Origin of the sequence: Serratia sp. CY40230, assembly GCF_052168835.1 — a bacterium.
Lineage (GTDB): Bacteria > Pseudomonadota > Gammaproteobacteria > Enterobacterales > Enterobacteriaceae > Serratia > Serratia nematodiphila.
This window is the reverse complement of the sequence record NZ_JBJNLX010000001.1, coordinates 933,604-953,172: the sequence shown is the minus strand read 5'-3', so window position 1 is coordinate 953,172 and position 19,569 is coordinate 933,604. Positions and strand designations below refer to the sequence as shown.

Genomic DNA, 19,569 nt, shown 5'->3' with positions numbered 1-19,569 from the left:
GAAACGGGGCCGAGTATCGGCCCCGTAGGCGCGACTAGTCTGCGCGGCTCATGTAGCGGCGTTCGGCGATATGAATGCGAATTTTGTCGCCGGCGCTGAGGTATTCCGGCACGTGGATCACCAGGCCGGTCGCCATGGTGGCCGGTTTGTTGCGGGCGCTGGCGGAAGCGCCTTTGATGCCCGGCGCGGTCTCGACGATTTCCATATCCACGGTCTGCGGCAGCTCCAGCGCCAGCACCTGGCCATCCAGCGTCAGCACCTGCATACCCGGCAGGCCACCTTCTGGAATGAACAGCAGCTCGTCTTCGATCTGGTCTTTCTTGAAAATGTACGGGGTGTAGTCTTCGTCATCCATGAACACGTATTCTTCGCCGTCGATATAGGAGAAGTTCACCTTGCGGCGCGACAGGGAAATGGTGTCCAGGATATCGTCGCCCTTGAAGCGTTCTTCCACTTTCAGGCCGGTGCGCACGTCGGAGAAGCGCATTTTGTACAGGGTGCTGGCGCCGCGGGCGCTCGGGCTCTGCACGTCGATATCTTTTACCAGCAGCAGCTTGCCGTTGTAGCTGATCGCCATGCCGCGCTTAATTTCGTTAGCTCTTGCCATTTCAATTCATCCGCAATGAAGAGTATTAGAGAAGTTGCGACAAGGTACTCGCGCCGCCGATTTCAGGCAATAGCCCGGCGTAAAAACAGTGCAGGAAAGGGAGAGCAGGCGCTCTCCCTTCGAGGATTACCGGAAGACCGGCAGCAGGCCGAACAGCGACAGAATATGTGCGGCGGCGTTGATCAACCCGAACAGGATGACGAACAGGATCACGCCGTTGCCGCCCGGTGCACGGTAACCGGCCTGCGGATAACGGCGGCGGCTGGCGCGCGCCATCAGCGCCGGCACGATCACCGCCCAGACGGTGGCCGCCAGCCCGGCGAAGCCGATGGCGTACAGGAAACCGTTCGGGAACAGCAGCGCGGCCAGGGTCGGCGGCACGAAGGTCACCAGCGCGGTCTTGCTGCGCCCGACGGCGTCGTCCTTGAACTTGCAGAAGTCCGCCAGATAATCGAACAGGCCCAGCGACACGCCGAGGAACGAGCTGGCCAGCGCCATATAGGAGAAGGCGTTCAGCAGTTGGCTGACGGTCTGGCTGCTGGAGACGTTGCCCATTTGCTTGAGCAGGCTGCCGATATTGCCGCCCTCGGCGATCACCTGCTTGAAGGCGTCGCGCGCGATATTGCCCTGAATCACATACTGCCACAGGATGTAGATCGCCAGTGCCAGCAGGGTGCCGTACACCAGGCTGCGCACCACGGAGCCGCTGTCCTTGTGGTAGTACTTCACCAGCCCGGGAATGTTGCCGTGGTAGCCGAACGAGGTCAGCAGGTAAGGCAGCGCCGCCAGGGCGTAAGGCAGATAGCTGGCCCGATCGTCGCCGGTGTTGAACAGCACCGCGGGCTGCACGTGGGTAAACATGTCGCCCACCGACATCACGAAGGTGATCACCATACCGCCGATCAGAATGGTGCTCAGGCGGTCGACCGCGCGGGTGGAGAGCCAGACGATAAACGCCACCACCAACGCGAACACCAGGCCGGCGGTAGTCTGGCCGACGCCGACGATGCCCTCCAGCGTGTGCGCGATGATCGAGCCGCCGGCGGAGATATAGGCGTAGGTCAGGATGTACAGCACGAACGCCACCGACAGGCCGTTCACGGCGTTCCAGCCTTTGTCCAGCAGATCCTTGACCATGGTGTTGAAGCTGGCGCCGCTCGGGTAGTGCAGCGTGGCTTCGAGGATCATCAGGCCGGACAGCAGCATGCAGGCCCAGGTATACACCAGCAGCGCGACGGAGCCGCTGAACCAGACACCGGAAGTGACGATCGGAATGGAAAACATGCCGGCGCCAACGGCGGTTCCGGCAATGATCATCGCGCCGCCGAGGACGGAAGGGCGGGCCAGCTTCTGAATGGTGTCCGTAGACATGCGTGCTCCTGAGGGAAGAAGTTCTTTTGTACTAGCTCAATAGTACATGGGCGCATGGCGCATGTAAAGCGAAGGAATTGCACGTTTCACGCGTTTTTTTCTTTAAATCAAGGTTTGCTGGGCGTTTATTCGCCATCGGGTGCAGCCGGCCGGCGCAGAGCGATGAGTGTAAAGATCGCGGGGACGCAGGGATTCTGCTGGCGGTGGCCGCGTGCGGCTGCTATTGTCGCGCTTCTTTCCCCCCAGCCCACCAGGAGTAGCGCTGATGGACTGTCGCAGCGACTGCGGCGCCTGCTGTATCGCGCCGTCAATATCCAGCCCGATCCCCGGCATGCCGAACGGCAAGCCCGCCAATACTCGCTGCATTCATCTGGATGAACGGCTGCGCTGCGGCCTGTTTCATTCGCCGCTGCGGCCGAAGGTGTGCGGCAGCCTGCAGCCGAGCCGCGACATGTGCCACGATCACCGCGATCAGGCGCTGATCTACCTCGCCAGACTGGAAGCGGACACCGCGCCCTAAGCTGCCCTCAGCCTCCACAGACACAGCGTCGCGCCTGCCGCCATCGCAGCCGCCCCGAATGGTGTGGGGGACCGGCGTAGTGGCTGTCTCTCCAGATGCCGTTCATGGCGGTCGCAGAGAAATACCGGATATTTAAGGCTATTCCTTTTGCACGGCGCGTACAGAGACTGGATAAAAAAATGCCGGTCAGGCTTAACTGACCGGCATTACGCGTTGTGCCCTCTGTTTACCATGGGATCAGGCGCCTTGCGGCACCGCGTGTGCGGTGTTTTTCAATACCGGCCCCTGATACTTCTCGATCTGCAGCTGCGCCATCTGCCCGCAGTTGCCCTGCGCCAGGCTGGAAGAGCCGATGTCGAAGGTCAGACAGTTGACGTTGCCGTTCTTGCACAGCGAGCCGGGCTGCGCCGGATCGGCCGGATCGAACCAGGCGCCTTCGCTGATGCGCACCACGCCGGGCCGCACGTCTTCGCTGACTACCGCGCCCACCAGGATCTGACCGCGATCGTTAAACGCCCGCACCAGATCGCCGCCGCTGATGCCGCGCGGCTGCGCGTCCTGCGGGTGGATCAGGATCGCTTCACGATCCGCTACCGCGTATTTCTCGCGCAGCGGCGTGTTATCGAGCTGGGAGTGCAGCCGGTTGGTCGGGTGAGCGGTATTGAGCGACAGCGGATACTTGGCCGCTTCCGGCCCGCGATACCACTCGTGCGGCGGCATCCAGGTCGGAATGCCGGGGCAATCCTCGTAATGCATTTTGGCGATGGCGTCGGAGTAGATCTCGATCTTGCCCGAGGGCGTGCCCAGCGGGTTCAGCAGCGGGTTGTCGCGATAGTCGGCGAAGCGCACCCACTGCTTATTGGCCTCCGGCACCGGGAAGCGCACGTAGTTGTTGGATTGCCAGAACATGTCGAACGGCGGCAGCGCCACCCGCGCGGCGCGCGCCTGGTTCTTCATGTCGTCGTACATGCCTTTCAGCCACTGGGTTTCATCCTTGCCCTCGGTGAAGGCTTCCTGCACGCCCAGCCTGGCCGCCATCGCCGAGAAGATGTCGAAGTCGCTGCGCGACTCGTGCTGCGGCGGCACGCATTGATGCATCGGGAACACGTAGAGCTGCGAATAGTCGCCGCCCATTTCCAGATCGTTGCGCTCGTAGCTGGTGGTGGCCGGCAGCACGATATCGGCATGCTTGGCGGTGGCGGTCCAGTAAGGCTCGTTGACCACGATGGTGTCCGGCCGCTGCCAGGCTTTGACCAGGTTATTGGTGTCCTGATGCTGGTGGAAGGTGTTGCCGCCCGCCACATACACCATTTTCACCTCGGGGTAAGTGACCTTGGCACCGTTGAAGTCGATGGTTTTGCCCGGGTTGCTCAGGCATTCGGCGATGCGCGCCACCGGGATCGGCGCCGGCGAGTTCTTCGGCGCGTTGCCGGCGGAGATGCCGGCGATGATGCCGCCCTTGGCGGTCGGGCTGCCGCCGGAGGAATAGTGATAGCTGAAGCCGAAGCCGCCGCCCGGCAGGCCGATCTGGCCGAGCATCGCCGCCACCGTCACCAGCAGCCAGTGCTGCTGCTCGCCGTGGTGCTGGCGCTGAATGCCCCAGCCGCCCATGATCATGGTGCGATGCTTCGCCATCTCACGCGCCAGACTGCGCAGCGTGTCGGCATCGACACCGCTGATGTCGGCCGCCCATTCGGCGGTTTTCGCCACGCCGTCGCTCTCGCCCAGCAGGTAGGCCTGGAACTTGTCGAAGCCGACGGTGTAGGTTTTCAGGAAGTCCGGGTTATGCAGCTTCTCGGTCAGCAACGTGTGGGCGATGCCGATCAGCATGGCGCCGTCGGTATAAGGGTGCGGGGCAATCCACTGCGCATTGACGAACTTGGCGCTGTCGTTGTGCACCGGATCGATGCTGATCACCCGGGTGCCTTTCTTCTTCAGCGCCTCGAAGCCGGTCTGGCCGACGTGATCCGGCACGTTCCAGCTGTTTTTCAGCGTGACCATCGGGTTGCAGCCCCACAGGATCACCAGCTCGCTGTTCTCGATCACGTTCGGCCAGGCGGTCTGCTGTTCGTAGACCTCCATCGAGCCGACCACGTGCGACATGATCACCTGCGCTGCGCCGGTGGAGTAGTCGCCGGCGTAGCCGAGGAAGCCGCCGGTCAGGTTCATCAGACGCTGCAGCAGCGTGCGGCTGTTGTGCAGCATGCCGACGCTTTTCCAGCCATAGGAACCGGCGTAGATCGACTGCGGCCCGTGATCTTTCTGCAGGCGAACGATCTCATTGCACACCAGCTCGGTCGCTTTGTCCCAGCTGACGCGCACCCACTCGTCGCGGCCGCGCAGTTCGGTGCGGCTGCCGGGGCCGCCTTCCAGCCAGCTTTTGCGCACCATCGGATATTTGATGCGGTTCTCGGCGTGCACCTGATAAGGCGCCATGGTGATCAGCTCATTGGGATACGGATCGTCCTGCACCGGCTGCACGCCGATCATCTTGCCGTCCTGCACGATGGCCTCAAACGCGCCCCAGTGGGCGCCGGTCAGAATGCCTTTTTGCGCCTGACGCAAGACGATGAACTGCGGCAGCGCTTCGCTGATGGCCTGCGCCAGCGCCGCTTTGGGCCATAAGCCCGCCAGCAGCGGGGCGGCGGCCAGCGCGGCGGCGCCGGTCAGGAAGCGGCGGCGGCTCATGGTTAACGGTTGTTGGTTGCTCATTGCGCTTCTCCCTTAAAGCTTGGCCGGTGCGGCAGGTGGCATGTCGCTGGCGTGTTTTTGTACGTATTGCGTCAGCACGCGCAGCTGTTCCTGCGTCAGCGAGGTGCGTGGCGCCATGCCTTTGATGACGCCGATCCATTGGTTGGCGTTGAAGCGATCGAGCGCGGTCAGCCCGTGGCAGCCGGTGCAGTTGGCCGACATCATGTCCGCGGCGTAGCGCCAGATTTTTTGCTGATCGTCGATCAGCTGCTTGCGCGGCAGCCACACCTGCAAAGAAACCTGATGCCAGACCAGGCCGGTTTCCGCATCGGTCTGAGTCGACGCGGTCTTCAGCTGTTGGCGCGCATCCTCACCCAGCAGCACGCTGAGGATGCGCTTGCCCTGCGCTGCGTAGAACACTTCGCTGACGCCGTCCTGCTGCCAGCCGCTCACGGTGGCCAGCACCTTGTCGCCATCCTGCTTGACCACCTGCACTTCGGTGGACGGCATCAGGTTGCCGGCGTTATGACTGTCGTCTGCGCCGAGGAAGAACGGTTCGGTGGCGATGGTGTAAAGGGTGGTGGCGTCCGGTGCGGTCAGCGCCGCGGCCTTCGCCAGCTCGGCGGCGCCGGCCTGGGTTTCGCCGCTCATGTCCGGCAGGATATGCGCCACGCCCTTGTGGCAATCGATGCAGGTTTCGCCCTGTTTGATCGCCACCGGGTGCTGCAGGCGCGCCTCAGGGCGCTGGGCGGTGATGTCCATGGCGTCGTAGCTGTGGCAGGAGCGGCAGGTGGCCGAGTCGTTCTCTTTCAGCGTTTTCCAGACTGACTGCGCCATCGCCAGCTTGTGCGCTTCGTATTTCTCCGGCGTATCGATGGTGCCGACCATCTCGCCGTAGATGTCTTTTACCGCGCGGATCTTGGTCCACAGGTAGTCGATCGGCTGGTGCGGCACGTGGCAGTCGGCGCACTCGGCGCGGATGCCCTTGGTGTTCTGGAAGTGGACGCTGCCCTGATATTCGGCCAGCGGCTGTTGCATGGTGTGGCAGGAAACGCAGAAGGCGGTATCGCTGGTTTTATGGAAGACGGTGGCGGTCCCGGCCAACAGCGCTGCGCCGAGGATAATCCCCAGCAGCAAAAGCCATAGCCATCCCCACCGACGCTTTTTTTCAAAGCCAGTCAGTTTTTTGCTCATGGTAAACCCGCTTATAATTATGAATTTAAAATAAAATCTTGCCAAAAGGCCGCCGACCGGAGGTCAGAATGCCACGTCGATTGCAGGGGTAATGATAGAAGAGGGTTAACCCCATAGGGTTATCCGTAGTCAAAAAAATGGCGTATATCGCAAAAAATAGCGTTATATTCTAATTTATATAACGATAGGGCGCTGCGGCAGGGGAAGCGAGCGCAGCACGCGCTCGCGATGGGTCAGGCCGTGGGCAAATAGGCCAGGCCGCTCAGCCACAGGCGGATGGCGGTGCGGCTGGCTTCGAAATGGGGTTCCGGCAGGGCTTCAGGCGCGCACCAGCGCCATTCGGCGCATTTCTCGGGCTCTCTCAGCTCGGCGTTGCCGCCGGGGTGATCCACCTGCAGGCAGATTGACACCGTGTGTTTGCCTTCGGCGCGCCAGGTTTGCAGATTGTTGCTGACGCCAACAAAGCGCGGCGGGTCGATGAGCAACCCGGTCTCTTCGGCGATTTCGCGCTGGGCGCACTGCTCGAAGGTTTCACCGGCATCCAGATGCCCGCCGGGGATCGACCAAAAGGGCGCGTGGGAACCGCAGCGTTTGCCCAACAAAATCTCGCCTTGAGGGTTGACGATGATCACCCCGACGCCCGTCACTACATTCATGCTTTTCTCCGTCAGCAAGGTTTCAGCACAGTATGTCATTTTGCCCCGGCGCTGGCCAATACGCCGGCAAAAGTGTGCGTAAGCTCAAAAATCTGCAATGGCGAAAGGGAGAAAGCTTGCTTTCGCCTTGTGCTGCTCACACACTCATTGAAACGTTTCAGCGTTGTCCGGCCGCTTGTGGCGAACGGATAACGCTCCTTTTTCTCAATGAAGCTGAAACGATTCAATTCAGCAGGAGAGGAGAATCATGTTCCAGTTGTCACCGCAAGACATTCATCTGGGCGCCGTTGCCGACGGCAAGCAAGAGGCCATCCGCCTGGTGGCCGCCGCCCTGACCGAAGCCGGCTGCGTTAGCGCCGGTTACGTGGACGGCATGCTGCAGCGCGAACTGCAGACGTCCACCTATCTGGGTAACGGCATCGCCATTCCGCACGGCACCACCGATACCCGCGATCTGGTGTTGAAAACCGGCGTGCAGGTGTTCCAGTTCCCGCAGGGCATTGCGTGGGGCGAAGGCCAGACCGCCTATGTGGCGATCGGCATCGCCGCCCGCTCCGACGAGCATTTGGCGCTGCTGCGTCAGCTCACCCACGTGCTGAGCGATGACAGCGTGGCGGAGCGGCTGGCGCAAACCACCTCTGCGGAAGAGCTGCGCAGCCTGCTGATGGGTGAGCAGCAGAGCGCCGAATTCCAGTTCGACGTCTCGCTGATTGCGCTCGACGTCGCCGCCGACAGCCTGATGACGCTGCAGGCGCTGAACGCCGGCCGGCTGCAAAAGGCCGGCGCGGTCAACGCGCAGTTCGTCAGTGATGTCATCACCCGCAAGCCGCTGAACCTGGGGCAGGGCATCTGGCTGAGCGACAGCGTCGAAGGCAACCTGGCCAGCGCGGCCACCGTCAGCCGCCCGGCGCAGGCTTTCGTGGAAGACGGCGAGCCGGTGGCGCTGCTGCTGACGGTGTCGGTCGCCGACGCGCAGCCGCTGGCGGTGCTCAACTACCTCAGCGATCTGCTGCTGGCCAATAAAGCTGAACGCTTGCTGAAGGCGGATGCCGCCGGCGTGCTGGCGCTGCTGACCAGCGAAGTGGCTGAGGAGAGCAGCGTGCTGAGCGCCGAGTTCGTGATCCGCAACGAGCACGGTCTGCACGCGCGGCCGGGCACGGCGCTGGTCAACGTGATCAAAAGTTTCAACAGTGACATCACCGTCACCAACCTGGACGGCAGCGGCAAGCCGGCCAACGGGCGCAGCCTGATGAAGGTGGTGGCGCTGGGCGTGAAGAAAGGGCATCACCTGCGCTTTACCGCCAATGGAGAAGATGCTGAAGCCGCGCTGAAGGCGATTGGCGAAGCGATTAATGAAGGACTGGGCGAGGGCGCAGCATGAGCAGAAGAGTAGCAACGATCACCTTGAACCCGGCGTACGATCTGGTGGGTTTCTGCCCGCAGATCGAACGCGGGGAAGTCAACCGGGTAAAAACCGCCGGCCTGCACGCCGCCGGTAAGGGCATCAACGTCGCCAAGGTGTTGAAGGATTTGGGCATCGACGTCACCGTCGGCGGCTTCCTGGGCAAAGACAATCAGGACGGTTTCCAGCTGCTGTTCAGCGATCTGGGGATCGCCAACCGCTTTCAGGTGGTGCCGGGCCGTACCCGCATCAACGTCAAGCTGACGGAAAAAGACGGCGAAGTCACCGACTTCAACTTCTCCGGTTTCGAAGTGACGCCGCAGGACTGGGATCGCTTCGTCAGCGACTCGCTGAGCTGGCTGGGCCAGTTCGACATGGTGGCGGTGAGCGGCAGCCTGCCGGCCGGTGTCGATCCCGACGCCTTTACCGACTGGATGACCCAGCTGCGCGCCAAGTGCCCGTGCATCATTTTCGACAGCAGCCGCGAAGCGCTGGTCGCCGGGTTGAAGGCCTCGCCGTGGCTGGTGAAGCCGAACCGCCGCGAGCTGGAAATCTGGGCCGGTCGCCCGCTGCCGGCGCTGGCGGACGTGGTTGAGGCCGCGCATGCGCTGCGCGAGCAGGGCATCGCCCACGTGGTGATCTCCCTCGGTGCGGAAGGCGCGCTGTGGGTTAACGCGTCCGGTGCCTGGATCGCCAAACCGCCGTCCTGTGAGGTGGTCAGCACCGTGGGCGCCGGCGATTCGATGGTCGGCGGCCTGATTTATGGCCTGCTGATGCGCGAATCCAGCGAACACACTCTGCGTCTGGCCACGGCGGTAGCGGCGCTGGCGGTCAGCCAGAGCAACGTCGGCGTGACCGATCGTCCCCAGTTGGCCGCGATGATGGCGCGCGTCGATCTGAAACCTTTCAATCAATAGCAGGAGGCAGAATGAAAACGCTGCTGATGGTAGACAGTTCGCTGGGGCAGGCCCGTGGCCACCTGGCGAAACGCATGCTGGAGGCCGCCGCGGCCAAAACTGGCCTGACGCTGGTCGAGTCACTGCAGGACGCCGAACTGGTGGCGGTGGCGGGGCAGGCTGCTCCTGCTGACGCCGGGCTGAACGGCAAATTGGTGTATGTGGGCGAGGTAGAACAGGCGGTGCGGGAACCGGACGCTTTTCTGGCGCGTGCCAAGGCCGAAGCTGAAACCTATCAGGCGCCGCAGGCGGCTGCGGTGAAAGCCGATGGACAAAAACGCATCGTGGCGATCACCGCTTGCCCAACCGGCGTGGCGCACACCTTTATGGCGGCCGAAGCCATTGAAAGCGAAGCCAAGAAACGCGGCTGGTGGGTGAAAGTGGAAACGCGCGGCTCCGTCGGCGCCGGCAACGCTATCACTCCGGAAGAAGTGGCGGCGGCGGATCTGGTGATCGTCGCGGCGGACATCGAAGTGGATCTGGACAAGTTTGCCGGTAAGCCGATGTACCGCACCTCGACCGGCCTGGCGCTGAAGAAAACCGCCCAGGAACTGGACAAGGCGCAGGCCGAGGCGGAAGTGTTCCAGCCGCAGCAGCGCGGCAACGCGGCGCCGGCGGCGAAAAAGAAAGAGGGCAACGGCCCGTATCGTCACCTGCTGACCGGCGTGTCCTACATGCTGCCGATGGTGGTGGCGGGCGGGTTGTGCATCGCGCTGTCGTTCGTGTTCGGCATCAAGGCGTTTGAGGTCAAGGGCACCCTGGCGGCGGCGCTGATGCAGATCGGCGGCGGCTCCGCCTTCGCGCTGATGGTGCCGGTATTGGCCGGTTTCATCGCCTTTTCCATCGCGGATCGTCCGGGCCTGACGCCGGGCCTGATCGGCGGCATGCTGGCGGTGAGCACCGGCGCCGGGTTCCTCGGCGGCATCATCGCCGGTTTCCTGGCGGGTTACGTCGCCAGGGCGATCAGCAGCAAGCTGCGTCTGCCGCAGAGTATGGAAGCGCTGAAGCCTATCTTGATCATTCCGCTGGTGGCCAGCCTGATCACCGGCCTTATCATGATTTACGTGGTCGGCACGCCGGTGGCGAAAATCATGGAAGGCCTGACCCATTGGCTGCAGTCTCTGGGCACCGCCAACGCCGTGCTGCTGGGGGCGATCCTCGGTGGCATGATGTGCACCGACATGGGGGGGCCGGTGAACAAAGCGGCCTACGCCTTCGGCGTGGCGCTGCTCAGCTCCTCGGTGTATGCGCCGATGGCAGCCATCATGGCCGCCGGTATGGTGCCACCGCTGGCGATGGGTCTGGCGACGCTGCTGGCGCGCCGCAAGTTCCCGAAATCCGAACAGGAAGGCGGCAAGGCGGCGTTGGTGCTGGGGCTGTGCTTCATCACCGAAGGGGCGATTCCGTTCGCCGCCCGTGACCCGATGCGCGTGCTGCCGTGCTGCATCGCCGGCGGGGCGCTGACCGGCGCGCTGTCGATGGCCTTCGGCGCCAAGCTGATGGCGCCGCACGGCGGGCTGTTCGTGCTGCTGATCCCGGGCGCGATTTCGCCGGTGCTGCTGTATCTGGTGGCGATCGCCGCCGGCACGCTGTTGGCCGGGGTGGCTTATGCCCTGCTGAAACGTGCTGAAGTACCGGCAGCCAGCGTGGCGTAACGGCGAACCAGCCATAAAAAACCGGAGCCCAGGCTCCGGTTTTGTCGTTTGGGCGCCGCGTTACTGCTGCGCCTTCAGCCAGGCGATCTCTTCCGCCCAGATATCCGGGTTTACCGTTTCCAGAATCAGCGGGATGTTGTCGAAACGCGGATCGCGCATGATGTAGCTGAACACCGTTTTGCCGATGTTGCCTTCCCCCAGGCTGTGATGGCGGTCGACGCGGCTGTTGAACTCGCTCTTGGCGTCGTTCAGGTGCATGCCGCGCAGGTAGTTGAAACCGACGATGTCACCGAGCTGTTTGAAGGTGTGTTCGCAGGTCTCTTCGGTGCGCAGATCGTAACCGGCGGCGAAAGCGTGGCAGGTGTCGATGCAGACGCCGACGCGGCTTTTGTCTTCCACGCCGTCGATGATCGCCGCCAGGTGTTCGAATTTGAAGCCCAGGTTGCTGCCCTGGCCGGCGGTGTTTTCGATCACGGCCGTCACGCCGGCGGTTTTATCCAGCGCGATGTTGATCGATTCGGCGATGCGCGCCAGGCATTTATCTTCATCGATTTGCAGCAGGTGGCTGCCGGGGTGGAAGTTCAGCAGCGTCAGCCCCAGCTGTTCGCAGCGCTGCAGCTCGTCGATAAACGCTTCGCGCGATTTTTCCAACGCCTCGGCCACCGGGTGCCCCAGGTTGATCAGGTAGCTGTCGTGCGGCAGGATCTGCCCCGGCCCATAACCGTACTGGGCGCAGGCGCTCTTGAACTTATCGATCACGTCCGCGGCCAGCGGCGCGGCCTTCCATTGACGCTGATTTTTGGTGAACAGGGCGAACGCGGTCGCCTCCAATTCGTGCGCGCGGATAACCGCCTGATCCACGCCGCCTGACGCGCTGACATGTGCACCGACAAACTTCATCTTCATTCTCCTGTGTTATCGGTGACATTATGGCATTGATGGCGGGCGGATTGAATGGTGAAAAGCGGCGGCCCGCCGAAGCGGGCCGCCGAGGGCGATTACAGCAGGTGTTGCACCAGTTGGTTTATCGCGCCGCCGCCGACCAGCAGCCAGACGAACAGCAGCGTGGCCAGCAGAATCGGTTTCACCCCGGCCTGGCGCACGGCGCTGATGTGGGTGGTCAACCCCAGCGCCGCCATCGCCATTGCCAGCATCCACGTGTCGGCGGTGATCAGATGGCGCACCAGCGTGGCCGGCAGCAGGTTGAAGGAGTTCAGCCCGGCGACGGCGATAAACAGCACGGCGAACCACGGAATGGTGATGGCGGATTTTTCCGCCTTGCCTGCGCTGCCGCGGCTGATGTAGCCCGACAGCAGCAGCAGGAACGGCGCCAGCATCATCACGCGGATCATCTTGGCGATCACCGCTGCGTTTTCGGCGTCCGGCCCGATGGCGTGTCCGGCGGCGACCACCTGAGCCACTTCGTGAATGGTGGAGCCGGCGTAGATGCCGAAGGTTTCCTGGCTGAACGGCAGCCACTGGAAGTGTTCATTCAACTGATACAGCCACGGGTAGGCGAAGATCGCCAGGGTGCCGAACACCACCACGGTCGAGACCGCCACCGCCACTTTGCTGGAGTCGGCCTTCAGCACCGGTTCGGTGGCCATCACCGCCGCCGCGCCGCAAATGCTGCTACCGGCGCCGATCAGTATCGCGGTTTGGCTGTCGATGCCGAACACTTTCTTGCCGAGCCAGCAGGCCAGCAGGAAGGTGGTGATCAGGGTCAGCGCGTCGATGATGATGCCGCTGGCGCCGACGTCGGCGATCTGCTGAAAGGTCAGCCGGAAGCCGTAAAGGATAATGCCCAGACGCAACAGACGCTGTTTGGCCAGCTGTACGCCGCTGTGACAAACGGTTTGCCAGTGGGGGTACAGCGTGTTGCCCACCAGAATACCGAGCAGGATCGCCAGCGTCAGTGCCCCTAGCCCCAGCTCCGCCACCCAGGGAATATCGCCGGCCCAGACGGCCAGCGCGGTGAGCGCGCCGGTCAGCGCCAGCCCCGGCACCAGCCGCGGCAGGCCAAACAGCGGAAAGCGTCGCTCGGGATAGGTGTGAGTGGTATCAGTCGCCATAAAAGTCAGTCCTTCAGTCTGTTTCTTGCTGCTAAGAGTACGTTTGGGCTGAATAAAAGAGAAATTGATTATATATTTATAACCTATCTGAATAAGTGGTATGGGATCAGGCATTGGCATAACGCCGCATTGCGGCTAGGGTGTGGAGGAGCGGCGAGCCGCCGTAACTTTCCAACTAACAGGAGCAGGCGATGGATACCGACGGTCAACGCAGAGAGCAGGTAGATCAGGAAGTGGGCCGCGCGGTGCGGCGGTTGATTGAAGAAAACAAGACGATCGACCGCGAGCATCTCGTGGCGATGCTGCAATTGATACTGCGGGACGAAGCCGGCACGCCGCGAGAGCCGGTGCTGGCCGCGGCGGCGCAGCTGGTCGCCTTGGGCAAATAGCGCGCCGATCTGGCCGCAAACAGGGTAGCCTGGCCGGGCTGCCCACATCACCATGTTGGGGTTCTCTGGCAGAACCTTCTTTCAATACCGGGACGGCTATGCATATCACGTTGCGTCAACTGGAAGTTTTCACCGAAGTGCTGAAAAGCGGTTCGACCACTCAGGCCTCGGTGGTGCTGGCGCTGTCGCAGTCGGCGGTCAGCGCGGCGCTGGCGGATCTGGAGGGGCAGCTGGGCGTGCAGCTGTTCGATCGCGTCGGCAAACGGCTGGTGATCAACGAACACGGCCGCTTGCTGTACCCCAAGGCGCTGGCGCTGCTGGAGCAGGCGGGGGAGATCGAGCAGCTGTTTCGCCATGATGGCGGGGCGCTGCGCATCGCCGCCAGCAGCACCATCGGCAACTATATGCTGCCGGAGATGATCGCCCGTTACCGCCGGGACTTTCCGGCCACGCCGCTGGAGCTGAATGTCGGCAACAGCCAGGATGTGATCGTGGCGGTGGCGGATTTTCGCGTCGATCTGGGGCTGATCGAAGGGCCTTGCCATATGCCGGAGCTGGTGACGCAGCCGTGGCTGGAGGACGAGCTGGTGGTGTTCGCTGCGCCGGATAACCCGCTGACCCGTCAACCGCCGACGCTGGAGGCGCTGGCGAATGCGCCTTGGATCCTGCGTGAGCGCGGTTCGGGCACTCGCGAGGTGCTGGATCATCTGCTGTTGGCGCACCTGCCGCACTTCCAGCTGGTGATGGAGCTCGGCAACTCGGAGGCGATCAAGCATGCGGTGCGGCACGGTATCGGCATCAGTTGCCTGTCCCGGCGGGTGGTGGCGGAACAGTTGGCCAGCGGCGCGTTGGTGGAACTGCCGGTGCCGCTGCCGCCGCTGCGGCGCACGCTGTACCTGATCCGCCATCGGCAAAAGCACATTTCCAACGCGTTGCAGCGTTTTCTCAGCTATTGCGTGCTGTGATCGACAGTGCGTCACGTCTTCTATCGCCGCGCAGGCCAAAGAAAGCATAAAAACCTGCGCGCGCTCACATTAATGAGAGTAAGTAAGGCTATAAGGGGCGCGGCTAATAATTGCCTCTGAATTATGAAGCTATCTTATATCGGTGCAATGTTGCTAGTTCACCGGCGGGTATTTGTTACAATCCGCCCTCATTTTTCGAAGAGCAGATAGATAGGGAACGAATGGCTCAGCAGGATATAAAAACATCGGGGCAGCAAGCTCCCGGATTGCGCCGCGAGCTGAAAGCCCGGCATTTGACCATGATCGCCATCGGCGGCTCCATCGGCACCGGCCTGTTCGTCGCCTCGGGCGCCACGGTTTCTCAGGCAGGCCCCGGCGGGGCGCTGCTGTCTTACGCTCTGATCGGTTTGATGGTGTACTTCCTGATGACCAGTCTGGGCGAACTGGCGGCCTTTATGCCGGTCTCCGGTTCATTCTCCACCTACGGCGCCAAATACGTGGAAGAAGGCTTCGGCTTCGCACTGGGCTGGAACTACTGGTACAACTGGGCGGTGACCATCGCCGTTGACCTGGTGGCTTCGCAATTGGTGATGAGCTACTGGTTCCCGGACACGCCCGGCTGGATCTGGAGCGCGCTGTTCCTCGGCCTGATGTTCCTGCTGAACTACATTTCGGTGAAAGGGTTCGGCGAGGCGGAATACTGGTTCGCGCTGATCAAGGTCAGCACCGTGATTATTTTCATCGCCGTCGGCGTGCTGATGATTGTCGGCATTCTGAAAGGCGGCGAGCATGCCGGCTGGCAGAACTGGACCATTGGAGATGCGCCGTTCGCCGGCGGCTTCTCGGCGATGATCGGCGTGGCCATGATCGTCGGCTTCTCGTTCCAGGGCACTGAACTTATCGGCATCGCGGCCGGCGAATCGGAAAACCCGGGTAAAAATATTCCGCGCGCGGTGCGTCAGGTGTTCTGGCGTATCCTGCTGTTTTATATCTTCGCCATCCTGATCATCAGCCTGATCATTCCGTATACCGATCCGAGCCTGCTGCGCAATGACGTGAAAGACATCAGCGTCAGCCCGTTCACCCTGGTGTTCCAGCATGCCGGCCTGCTGTCGGCGGCGGCGGTGATGAACGCGGTGATCCTGACGGCGGTGTTGTCGGCCGGTAACTCGGGCATGTACGCATCGACCCGCATGTTGTACACCCTGGCATCGGAAGGCAAAGCGCCGCGTATCTTCGCCAAGCTGTCGAAAGGCGGCGTGCCGCGCAACGCGCTGTACGCGACCTGCGTGGTGGCCGGGCTGTGCTTCCTGACCTCGATGTTCGGCAACCAGTCGGTTTACCTGTGGCTGCTGAATACCTCGGGCATGACCGGCTTCATCGCCTGGTTGGGCATCGCCATCAGCCACTACCGTTTCCGTCGCGGTTACATGCTGCAGGGGCGCGATCTCAACGACTTGCCGTACCGTTCCGGTTTCTTCCCGCTGGGGCCGATCTTCGCCTTCGTGCTGTGTCTGATCATTACCCTGGGCCAGAATTACCAGGCCTTCCTGCAAGACAAGATCGACTGGTACGGCGTGACCGCGACCTACATCGGCATTCCGCTGTTCCTGCTGATTTGGTTCGGTTACAAGCTGTCGCAAGGCACCCGTGTCGTGAAGTACAGCGAAATGGAATTCCCGAAGATGGACGTGAAGTAATCTTCGGTGAGTGACGCGCGGCGGGGGCTCCCGCCGCGTTTTGTTTTTACTTTTTCCCGCCTTTGGCTTCCGCCAGCGCCTGCTGCGCCGAGCTCATCAAACTCTCTACCGTCGCGTAATTCTGCGTCAGCGCCAAAATGCCGGCGTTAAGCCGCATGTTCACCTCGCCGAACGCGCCAAAATCGTAGGGCGCCTCCAGCGGCGGCACAATGCGCGCCAGAAACTCGCTTTCCGCGCCGTAGGGCAGATCGTGCACCAGAATCAGAAACAGACCGCCGGTATAGCGGCAGACGTAGTCGCTCGGGCGGATCAGCGTCTTGAGGCGCTCGCCGACGGTGCGCAGCACGTCGTCGCCGATCTGGACGCCGTGACTTTGGTAGAGTGCCGCCAGCGGGCCGAATTCGAGAATGAACAGGTGGGAGATCGGCTGCGCCGTTGCGGGGCGGCAGATGCTGCGCATCACCACCTCGCCGCCTGCGCGGTTGAGAAAGCCGGTCAGGCGATCGCGGTGCGATGCCTGCTGCTTCTCCCAGTTCAGCGTGACGTGCTGCACCAACTGGCGGTGGTAGCGCGCGATCATGCCATGGGCCAGCACCAGCCACAGCGGCGCGAGATCCGCCATGACAAACAGATTTTGCACGCGCGACAGCGGCGCCGCCAGCAGGTAGGGCAGCGTCAGCGCGATCACCTCAAGCAGCGCGAAGCGCGGCGCGGCGGCATGGCGCTGCATCAACCAGCAGGCCAGGGCGGTGATGGTCAGGCCGGCGAACAGGATCAGCACGAAGCGGCCCGACAGCATCGCCAGCGCGGCGCTGGCGCCAACCAGCAGCGCCCACAACAACACCGTCACCAGCATGGCGTTCGGCCAGGCGGGTTGGCGCCTTTGCGCCAACCTGGCACGCCCGGCGGTCAACAGCAGCAACAGCAGCAGCAGGCCGATACCGACCAGCGGTTGGTTCAGCCAGGCGTACCCTACCAACAGCGCGGCCGGCCCCACGGCATTCAGCCAGGGGGTGAGAGGAGAGGGCGTCAGCGTGAGACGCAGCTGGCGTTGAAACGGTTCGTCATCGGCGTGCAGCGGGCTGTGCAACAGCCAGTTCAGCAGCGCCGGGCGTTTGGGCGTTACCGCCGGAGATGGACTTCTCATTACAGCCTCGTCAATAAGGCCGCTCTTGCGGCGGCCTGAAAGTTTTTTGCACGCGCGGTGCTGTGGTTTTGGATTCTATGTGGTTTTGCCGCTATTTGTCAGAGTCTGGTCGGATCAGGAATAATTTTCAGAATAATTAACCTACTGGCCGTTGGCGGGGGAAAGCGTGGTGGTTTGAAAAATGGCGATAAAAAACAAATTATTACATTTCGACAACGCCGTTTTCACCTATTGATATGATTGATAAGTATTATCGTTTGCTTTATTGTGGGCGGCTGCGCGCAGGCGGTCGCCGCGCGCTTTCCGGTTTACGGCGGACGCCTTCGCGCCGCTGTCATGATGGTTGTAACAGGTATCTTAACGAATGAGCGTATCCACCGATCCCATGACTGACGCCAAGGGGCAACCCAACGCCGGCGTGATGGGGCGTTATCAGCATATTCTTCGCCATCGCCTGTTGATGATGGGCGTGTTGGCACTGGCGATCCTGGGTTCGCTGCTGCTGGATTTCACCATGGGGCCATCCGGCCTGTCGCTGTCGTCTTTGTGGCAAACGCTGCTTGATCCCGCCGCGGCCGATGCCGGCACGCGGGTGATCGTCTGGGACATCCGCTTGCCCTATGCGCTGATGGCGGTGGTGGTGGGCTTTGCGCTCGGTCTGGCCGGGGCGGAAATGCAGACCATCCTGAATAACCCGCTGGCCAGCCCCTTCACCCTCGGCGTATCATCCGCCGCGGCCTTTGGCGCCGCGCTGGCGATCGTGCTCGGCATCGGCATTCCGGGCATTCCCGATCAGTGGTTCATCTCCGCCAACGCCTTTATCTTTGCGCTGTTCGCTGCGCTGATGCTCGACGGCATCACGCGCTGGACGCGGGTCGCCACCTCCGGCGTGGTGCTGTTCGGCATCGCGCTGGTGTTTACCTTCAACGCGCTGGTCTCGATGATGCAGTTCATCGCCAGCGAGGACACGCTGCAGGGGCTGGTGTTCTGGACCATGGGCAGCCTGGCGCGCGCCTCGTGGGACAAGCTGGGCATTCTGTTCGGGGTGTTCGCCGTGCTGCTGCCGTTGTCGATGATGAGCTCGTGGAAACTGACCGCGCTGCGTCTGGGGGAAGACCGGGCGGTGAGCTTCGGCATCGACGTGCGCCGCCTGCGGCTGACCACGCTGCTGCGCATCAGCATTCTCTCGGCGCTGGCGGTGGCTTTCGTCGGGCCGATCGGCTTTATCGGCCTGGTGGCGCCGCACATCGCCCGCATGATCTTCGGCGAAGATCACCGTTTCTACCTGCCGGCCAGTGCGCTGATTGGCGCGCTGGTGCTGTCGATGGCCTCGGTGGCGTCGAAAAACCTGGTGCCTGGGGTAATCATCCCGGTGGGGATCGTGACGTCGCTGGTCGGGGTGCCGTTCTTCCTGAGCATTATTCTGCGCCATCGGGGGAACGTATGAGCCAGGGTTTACGGATAGAAAACTTCTCGGCGGGTTACCCGAAGCGTCAGGTGATCGACAATCTCTCGGTGCCGATGCTGCCGCGCGGGCAAATCACCGTGCTGCTGGGGCCGAACGGCAGCGGCAAATCGACGCTGCTGCGCTCGCTGGCCGGGCTGAACCCGGCGCAGGGCAAGCTGTGGCTGGACGACGGCGATCTGATGCAGATGCCGTTCGCCCGTCGGGCGGAGAAAGTGGTGTACCTGCCGCAGTCGCTGCCCGCCGGGGTGCATCTGCACGTGCTGGAGTCGATCATCGTGGCGCAGCGCGCCTCGGGTGGCCGCAGCAACGCCGGCAGCGAAGCGGAAGTGATGGCTTTGCTGGAACAGCTGGGCATCGCCCACCTGGCGCTGAGCTACCTCGATCAGCTCTCCGGCGGCCAGAAACAGCTGGTGGGGTTGGCGCAGTCGCTGATCCGTCAGCCGTCGCTGCTGTTGCTGGATGAGCCGTTGAGCGCGCTCGATCTCAACTACCAGTTCCACGTGATGGATTTGGTGCGCCGTGAAACCCGCAAGCGCAATATCGTGACGGTGGTGGTGGTGCATGACATCAACATCGCGCTGCGTCACGGCGACCACGTGCTGATGCTGCAGGATGGCGATCTGATCGCCGACGGCGCGCCGGATCAGGTGATAACGCCGCAGAGCCTGGCGCGGGTCTACGGCGTGCGCGGGCGCATCGAGCGCTGTTCGCAGGGCACGCCGCAGGTGCTGATAGACGGCCTGGTAAACCAGCCGACGATTTAATCCAGGAAAAAG

At 62.5% G+C, this 19,569-nt stretch carries 17 protein-coding genes; 9 read left to right on the top strand and 8 right to left on the bottom strand.

Annotated elements, in window-relative coordinates; all coding sequences use genetic code 11:
• Nucleotides 1-34: 34 nt before the first annotated feature.
• Both yeiP and mtr read right to left on the bottom strand, forming a co-directional pair.
• Nucleotides 35-607, bottom strand: a complete 573-nt coding sequence (gene yeiP / locus ACJ8IJ_RS04485; RefSeq protein WP_004935725.1) for an elongation factor P-like protein YeiP — start codon at nt 605-607, stop codon at nt 35-37.
• A gap of 126 nt (nt 608-733) precedes the next feature.
• Nucleotides 734-1,978, bottom strand: a complete 1,245-nt coding sequence (mtr, locus tag ACJ8IJ_RS04480; RefSeq protein WP_442518301.1) for a tryptophan permease — start codon at nt 1,976-1,978, stop codon at nt 734-736.
• A gap of 265 nt (nt 1,979-2,243) precedes the next feature.
• On the opposite strand from mtr, the gene ACJ8IJ_RS04475 reads away from it, so the two are divergent.
• Nucleotides 2,244-2,498, top strand: coding sequence for a YkgJ family cysteine cluster protein (locus ACJ8IJ_RS04475; protein ID WP_015378527.1), 255 nt, complete (start codon nt 2,244-2,246; stop codon nt 2,496-2,498).
• A gap of 237 nt (nt 2,499-2,735) precedes the next feature.
• On the opposite strand, the gene torA is transcribed toward ACJ8IJ_RS04475, so the two are convergent.
• The 3 genes from torA to ACJ8IJ_RS04460 all read right to left on the bottom strand — a co-directional run bounded on the left by torA (nt 2,736) and on the right by ACJ8IJ_RS04460 (nt 7,039).
• The gene (torA, locus tag ACJ8IJ_RS04470) at nt 2,736-5,210 is read right to left on the bottom strand and encodes a trimethylamine-N-oxide reductase TorA (RefSeq protein WP_442518300.1); all 2,475 of its coding nucleotides are present in this window, start codon (nt 5,208-5,210) and stop codon (nt 2,736-2,738) included.
• Between the two features lie 12 nt (nt 5,211-5,222).
• A complete protein-coding gene (locus tag ACJ8IJ_RS04465; RefSeq protein ID WP_031300724.1) occupies nt 5,223-6,383 on the bottom strand; it encodes a NapC/NirT family cytochrome c in 1,161 nt (386 codons plus the stop codon).
• Nucleotides 6,384-6,616: 233 nt separating this feature from the next.
• Nucleotides 6,617-7,039, bottom strand: coding sequence for a nucleotide triphosphate diphosphatase NUDT15 (locus ACJ8IJ_RS04460; protein ID WP_004935707.1), 423 nt, complete (start codon nt 7,037-7,039; stop codon nt 6,617-6,619).
• Between the two features lie 247 nt (nt 7,040-7,286).
• Between ACJ8IJ_RS04460 and fruB the strand changes: the two genes are divergently transcribed.
• From fruB to fruA, 3 genes are read left to right on the top strand one after another with little or no spacing between them, the layout of a single operon-like run.
• On the top strand, nt 7,287-8,420 hold the full coding sequence (gene fruB / locus ACJ8IJ_RS04455; protein WP_004935705.1) for a fused PTS fructose transporter subunit IIA/HPr protein: 1,134 nt from the start codon (nt 7,287-7,289) through the stop codon (nt 8,418-8,420).
• Nucleotides 8,417-9,358 carry a 1-phosphofructokinase gene (fruK, locus tag ACJ8IJ_RS04450; protein ID WP_004935702.1) on the top strand — a complete coding sequence of 314 codons (942 nt, stop codon included), beginning with the start codon at nt 8,417-8,419 and terminating at the stop codon, nt 9,356-9,358. The genes fruB and fruK overlap by 4 nt, the downstream gene beginning before the upstream one ends.
• Before the next feature lie 11 nt (nt 9,359-9,369).
• Nucleotides 9,370-11,052, top strand: a complete 1,683-nt coding sequence (gene fruA, locus ACJ8IJ_RS04445) for a PTS fructose transporter subunit IIBC (protein ID WP_442518299.1) — start codon at nt 9,370-9,372, stop codon at nt 11,050-11,052.
• A gap of 60 nt (nt 11,053-11,112) precedes the next feature.
• Here the strand turns inward: fruA and nfo are convergent, their stop codons facing one another.
• Together nfo and ACJ8IJ_RS04435 are read right to left on the bottom strand one after the other, a co-directional pair.
• Nucleotides 11,113-11,952, bottom strand: a complete 840-nt coding sequence (gene nfo / locus ACJ8IJ_RS04440; protein WP_004935697.1) for a deoxyribonuclease IV — start codon at nt 11,950-11,952, stop codon at nt 11,113-11,115.
• 98 nt (nt 11,953-12,050) lie between these two features.
• Complete coding sequence (locus ACJ8IJ_RS04435) at nt 12,051-13,124, bottom strand: YeiH family putative sulfate export transporter (protein WP_044030827.1); 1,074 nt, start codon at nt 13,122-13,124, stop codon at nt 12,051-12,053.
• Between the two features lie 191 nt (nt 13,125-13,315).
• Between ACJ8IJ_RS04435 and ACJ8IJ_RS04430 the strand changes: the two genes are divergently transcribed.
• From ACJ8IJ_RS04430 to ACJ8IJ_RS04420, 3 genes are all read left to right on the top strand, one after another.
• Nucleotides 13,316-13,513, top strand: coding sequence for a hypothetical protein (locus ACJ8IJ_RS04430; protein ID WP_442518298.1), 198 nt, complete (start codon nt 13,316-13,318; stop codon nt 13,511-13,513).
• A 98-nt stretch (nt 13,514-13,611) separates the two neighbouring features.
• Entirely contained in the window at nt 13,612-14,478 is an 867-nt protein-coding gene (yieE, locus tag ACJ8IJ_RS04425) for a DNA-binding transcriptional regulator YeiE (RefSeq protein WP_015378518.1), read from the top strand.
• 221 nt (nt 14,479-14,699) lie between these two features.
• Nucleotides 14,700-16,178 carry an amino acid permease gene (locus tag ACJ8IJ_RS04420; RefSeq protein WP_033632569.1) on the top strand — a complete coding sequence of 493 codons (1,479 nt, stop codon included), beginning with the start codon at nt 14,700-14,702 and terminating at the stop codon, nt 16,176-16,178.
• A gap of 46 nt (nt 16,179-16,224) precedes the next feature.
• Here the strand turns inward: ACJ8IJ_RS04420 and ACJ8IJ_RS04415 are convergent, their stop codons facing one another.
• Complete coding sequence (locus tag ACJ8IJ_RS04415; RefSeq protein ID WP_004935670.1) at nt 16,225-17,325, bottom strand: GGDEF domain-containing protein; 1,101 nt, start codon at nt 17,323-17,325, stop codon at nt 16,225-16,227.
• Nucleotides 17,326-17,689: 364 nt separating this feature from the next.
• Here ACJ8IJ_RS04415 and ACJ8IJ_RS04410 point away from each other — a divergent pair, with 364 nt between their 5' ends.
• Together ACJ8IJ_RS04410 and ACJ8IJ_RS04405 are read left to right on the top strand one after the other, a co-directional pair.
• Nucleotides 17,690-18,772, top strand: coding sequence for a FecCD family ABC transporter permease (locus ACJ8IJ_RS04410; RefSeq protein ID WP_031300718.1), 1,083 nt, complete (start codon nt 17,690-17,692; stop codon nt 18,770-18,772).
• Nucleotides 18,769-19,557, top strand: coding sequence for an ABC transporter ATP-binding protein (locus tag ACJ8IJ_RS04405; protein ID WP_004935663.1), 789 nt, complete (start codon nt 18,769-18,771; stop codon nt 19,555-19,557). The genes ACJ8IJ_RS04410 and ACJ8IJ_RS04405 overlap by 4 nt, the downstream gene beginning before the upstream one ends.
• Nucleotides 19,558-19,569: the final 12 nt, after the last annotated feature.

Bases quoted from the DNA above. Each gene is read 5' to 3' on its own strand.
- yeiP (WP_004935725.1), bottom strand. From the start codon at position 607: ATGGCAAGAGCTAACGAAATTAAGCGCGGCATGGCGATCAGCTACAAC.
- mtr (WP_442518301.1), bottom strand. From the start codon at position 1,978: ATGTCTACGGACACCATTCAGAAGCTGGCCCGCCCTTCCGTCCTCGGC.
- ACJ8IJ_RS04475 (WP_015378527.1), top strand. From the start codon at position 2,244: ATGGACTGTCGCAGCGACTGCGGCGCCTGCTGTATCGCGCCGTCAATA.
- torA (WP_442518300.1), bottom strand. From the start codon at position 5,210: ATGAGCAACCAACAACCGTTAACCATGAGCCGCCGCCGCTTCCTGACC.
- ACJ8IJ_RS04465 (WP_031300724.1), bottom strand. From the start codon at position 6,383: ATGAGCAAAAAACTGACTGGCTTTGAAAAAAAGCGTCGGTGGGGATGG.
- ACJ8IJ_RS04460 (WP_004935707.1), bottom strand. From the start codon at position 7,039: ATGAATGTAGTGACGGGCGTCGGGGTGATCATCGTCAACCCTCAAGGC.
- fruB (WP_004935705.1), top strand. From the start codon at position 7,287: ATGTTCCAGTTGTCACCGCAAGACATTCATCTGGGCGCCGTTGCCGAC.
- fruK (WP_004935702.1), top strand. From the start codon at position 8,417: ATGAGCAGAAGAGTAGCAACGATCACCTTGAACCCGGCGTACGATCTG.
- fruA (WP_442518299.1), top strand. From the start codon at position 9,370: ATGAAAACGCTGCTGATGGTAGACAGTTCGCTGGGGCAGGCCCGTGGC.
- nfo (WP_004935697.1), bottom strand. From the start codon at position 11,952: ATGAAGTTTGTCGGTGCACATGTCAGCGCGTCAGGCGGCGTGGATCAG.
- ACJ8IJ_RS04435 (WP_044030827.1), bottom strand. From the start codon at position 13,124: ATGGCGACTGATACCACTCACACCTATCCCGAGCGACGCTTTCCGCTG.
- ACJ8IJ_RS04430 (WP_442518298.1), top strand. From the start codon at position 13,316: ATGGATACCGACGGTCAACGCAGAGAGCAGGTAGATCAGGAAGTGGGC.
- yieE (WP_015378518.1), top strand. From the start codon at position 13,612: ATGCATATCACGTTGCGTCAACTGGAAGTTTTCACCGAAGTGCTGAAA.
- ACJ8IJ_RS04420 (WP_033632569.1), top strand. From the start codon at position 14,700: ATGGCTCAGCAGGATATAAAAACATCGGGGCAGCAAGCTCCCGGATTG.
- ACJ8IJ_RS04415 (WP_004935670.1), bottom strand. From the start codon at position 17,325: ATGAGAAGTCCATCTCCGGCGGTAACGCCCAAACGCCCGGCGCTGCTG.
- ACJ8IJ_RS04410 (WP_031300718.1), top strand. From the start codon at position 17,690: ATGAGCGTATCCACCGATCCCATGACTGACGCCAAGGGGCAACCCAAC.
- ACJ8IJ_RS04405 (WP_004935663.1), top strand. From the start codon at position 18,769: ATGAGCCAGGGTTTACGGATAGAAAACTTCTCGGCGGGTTACCCGAAG.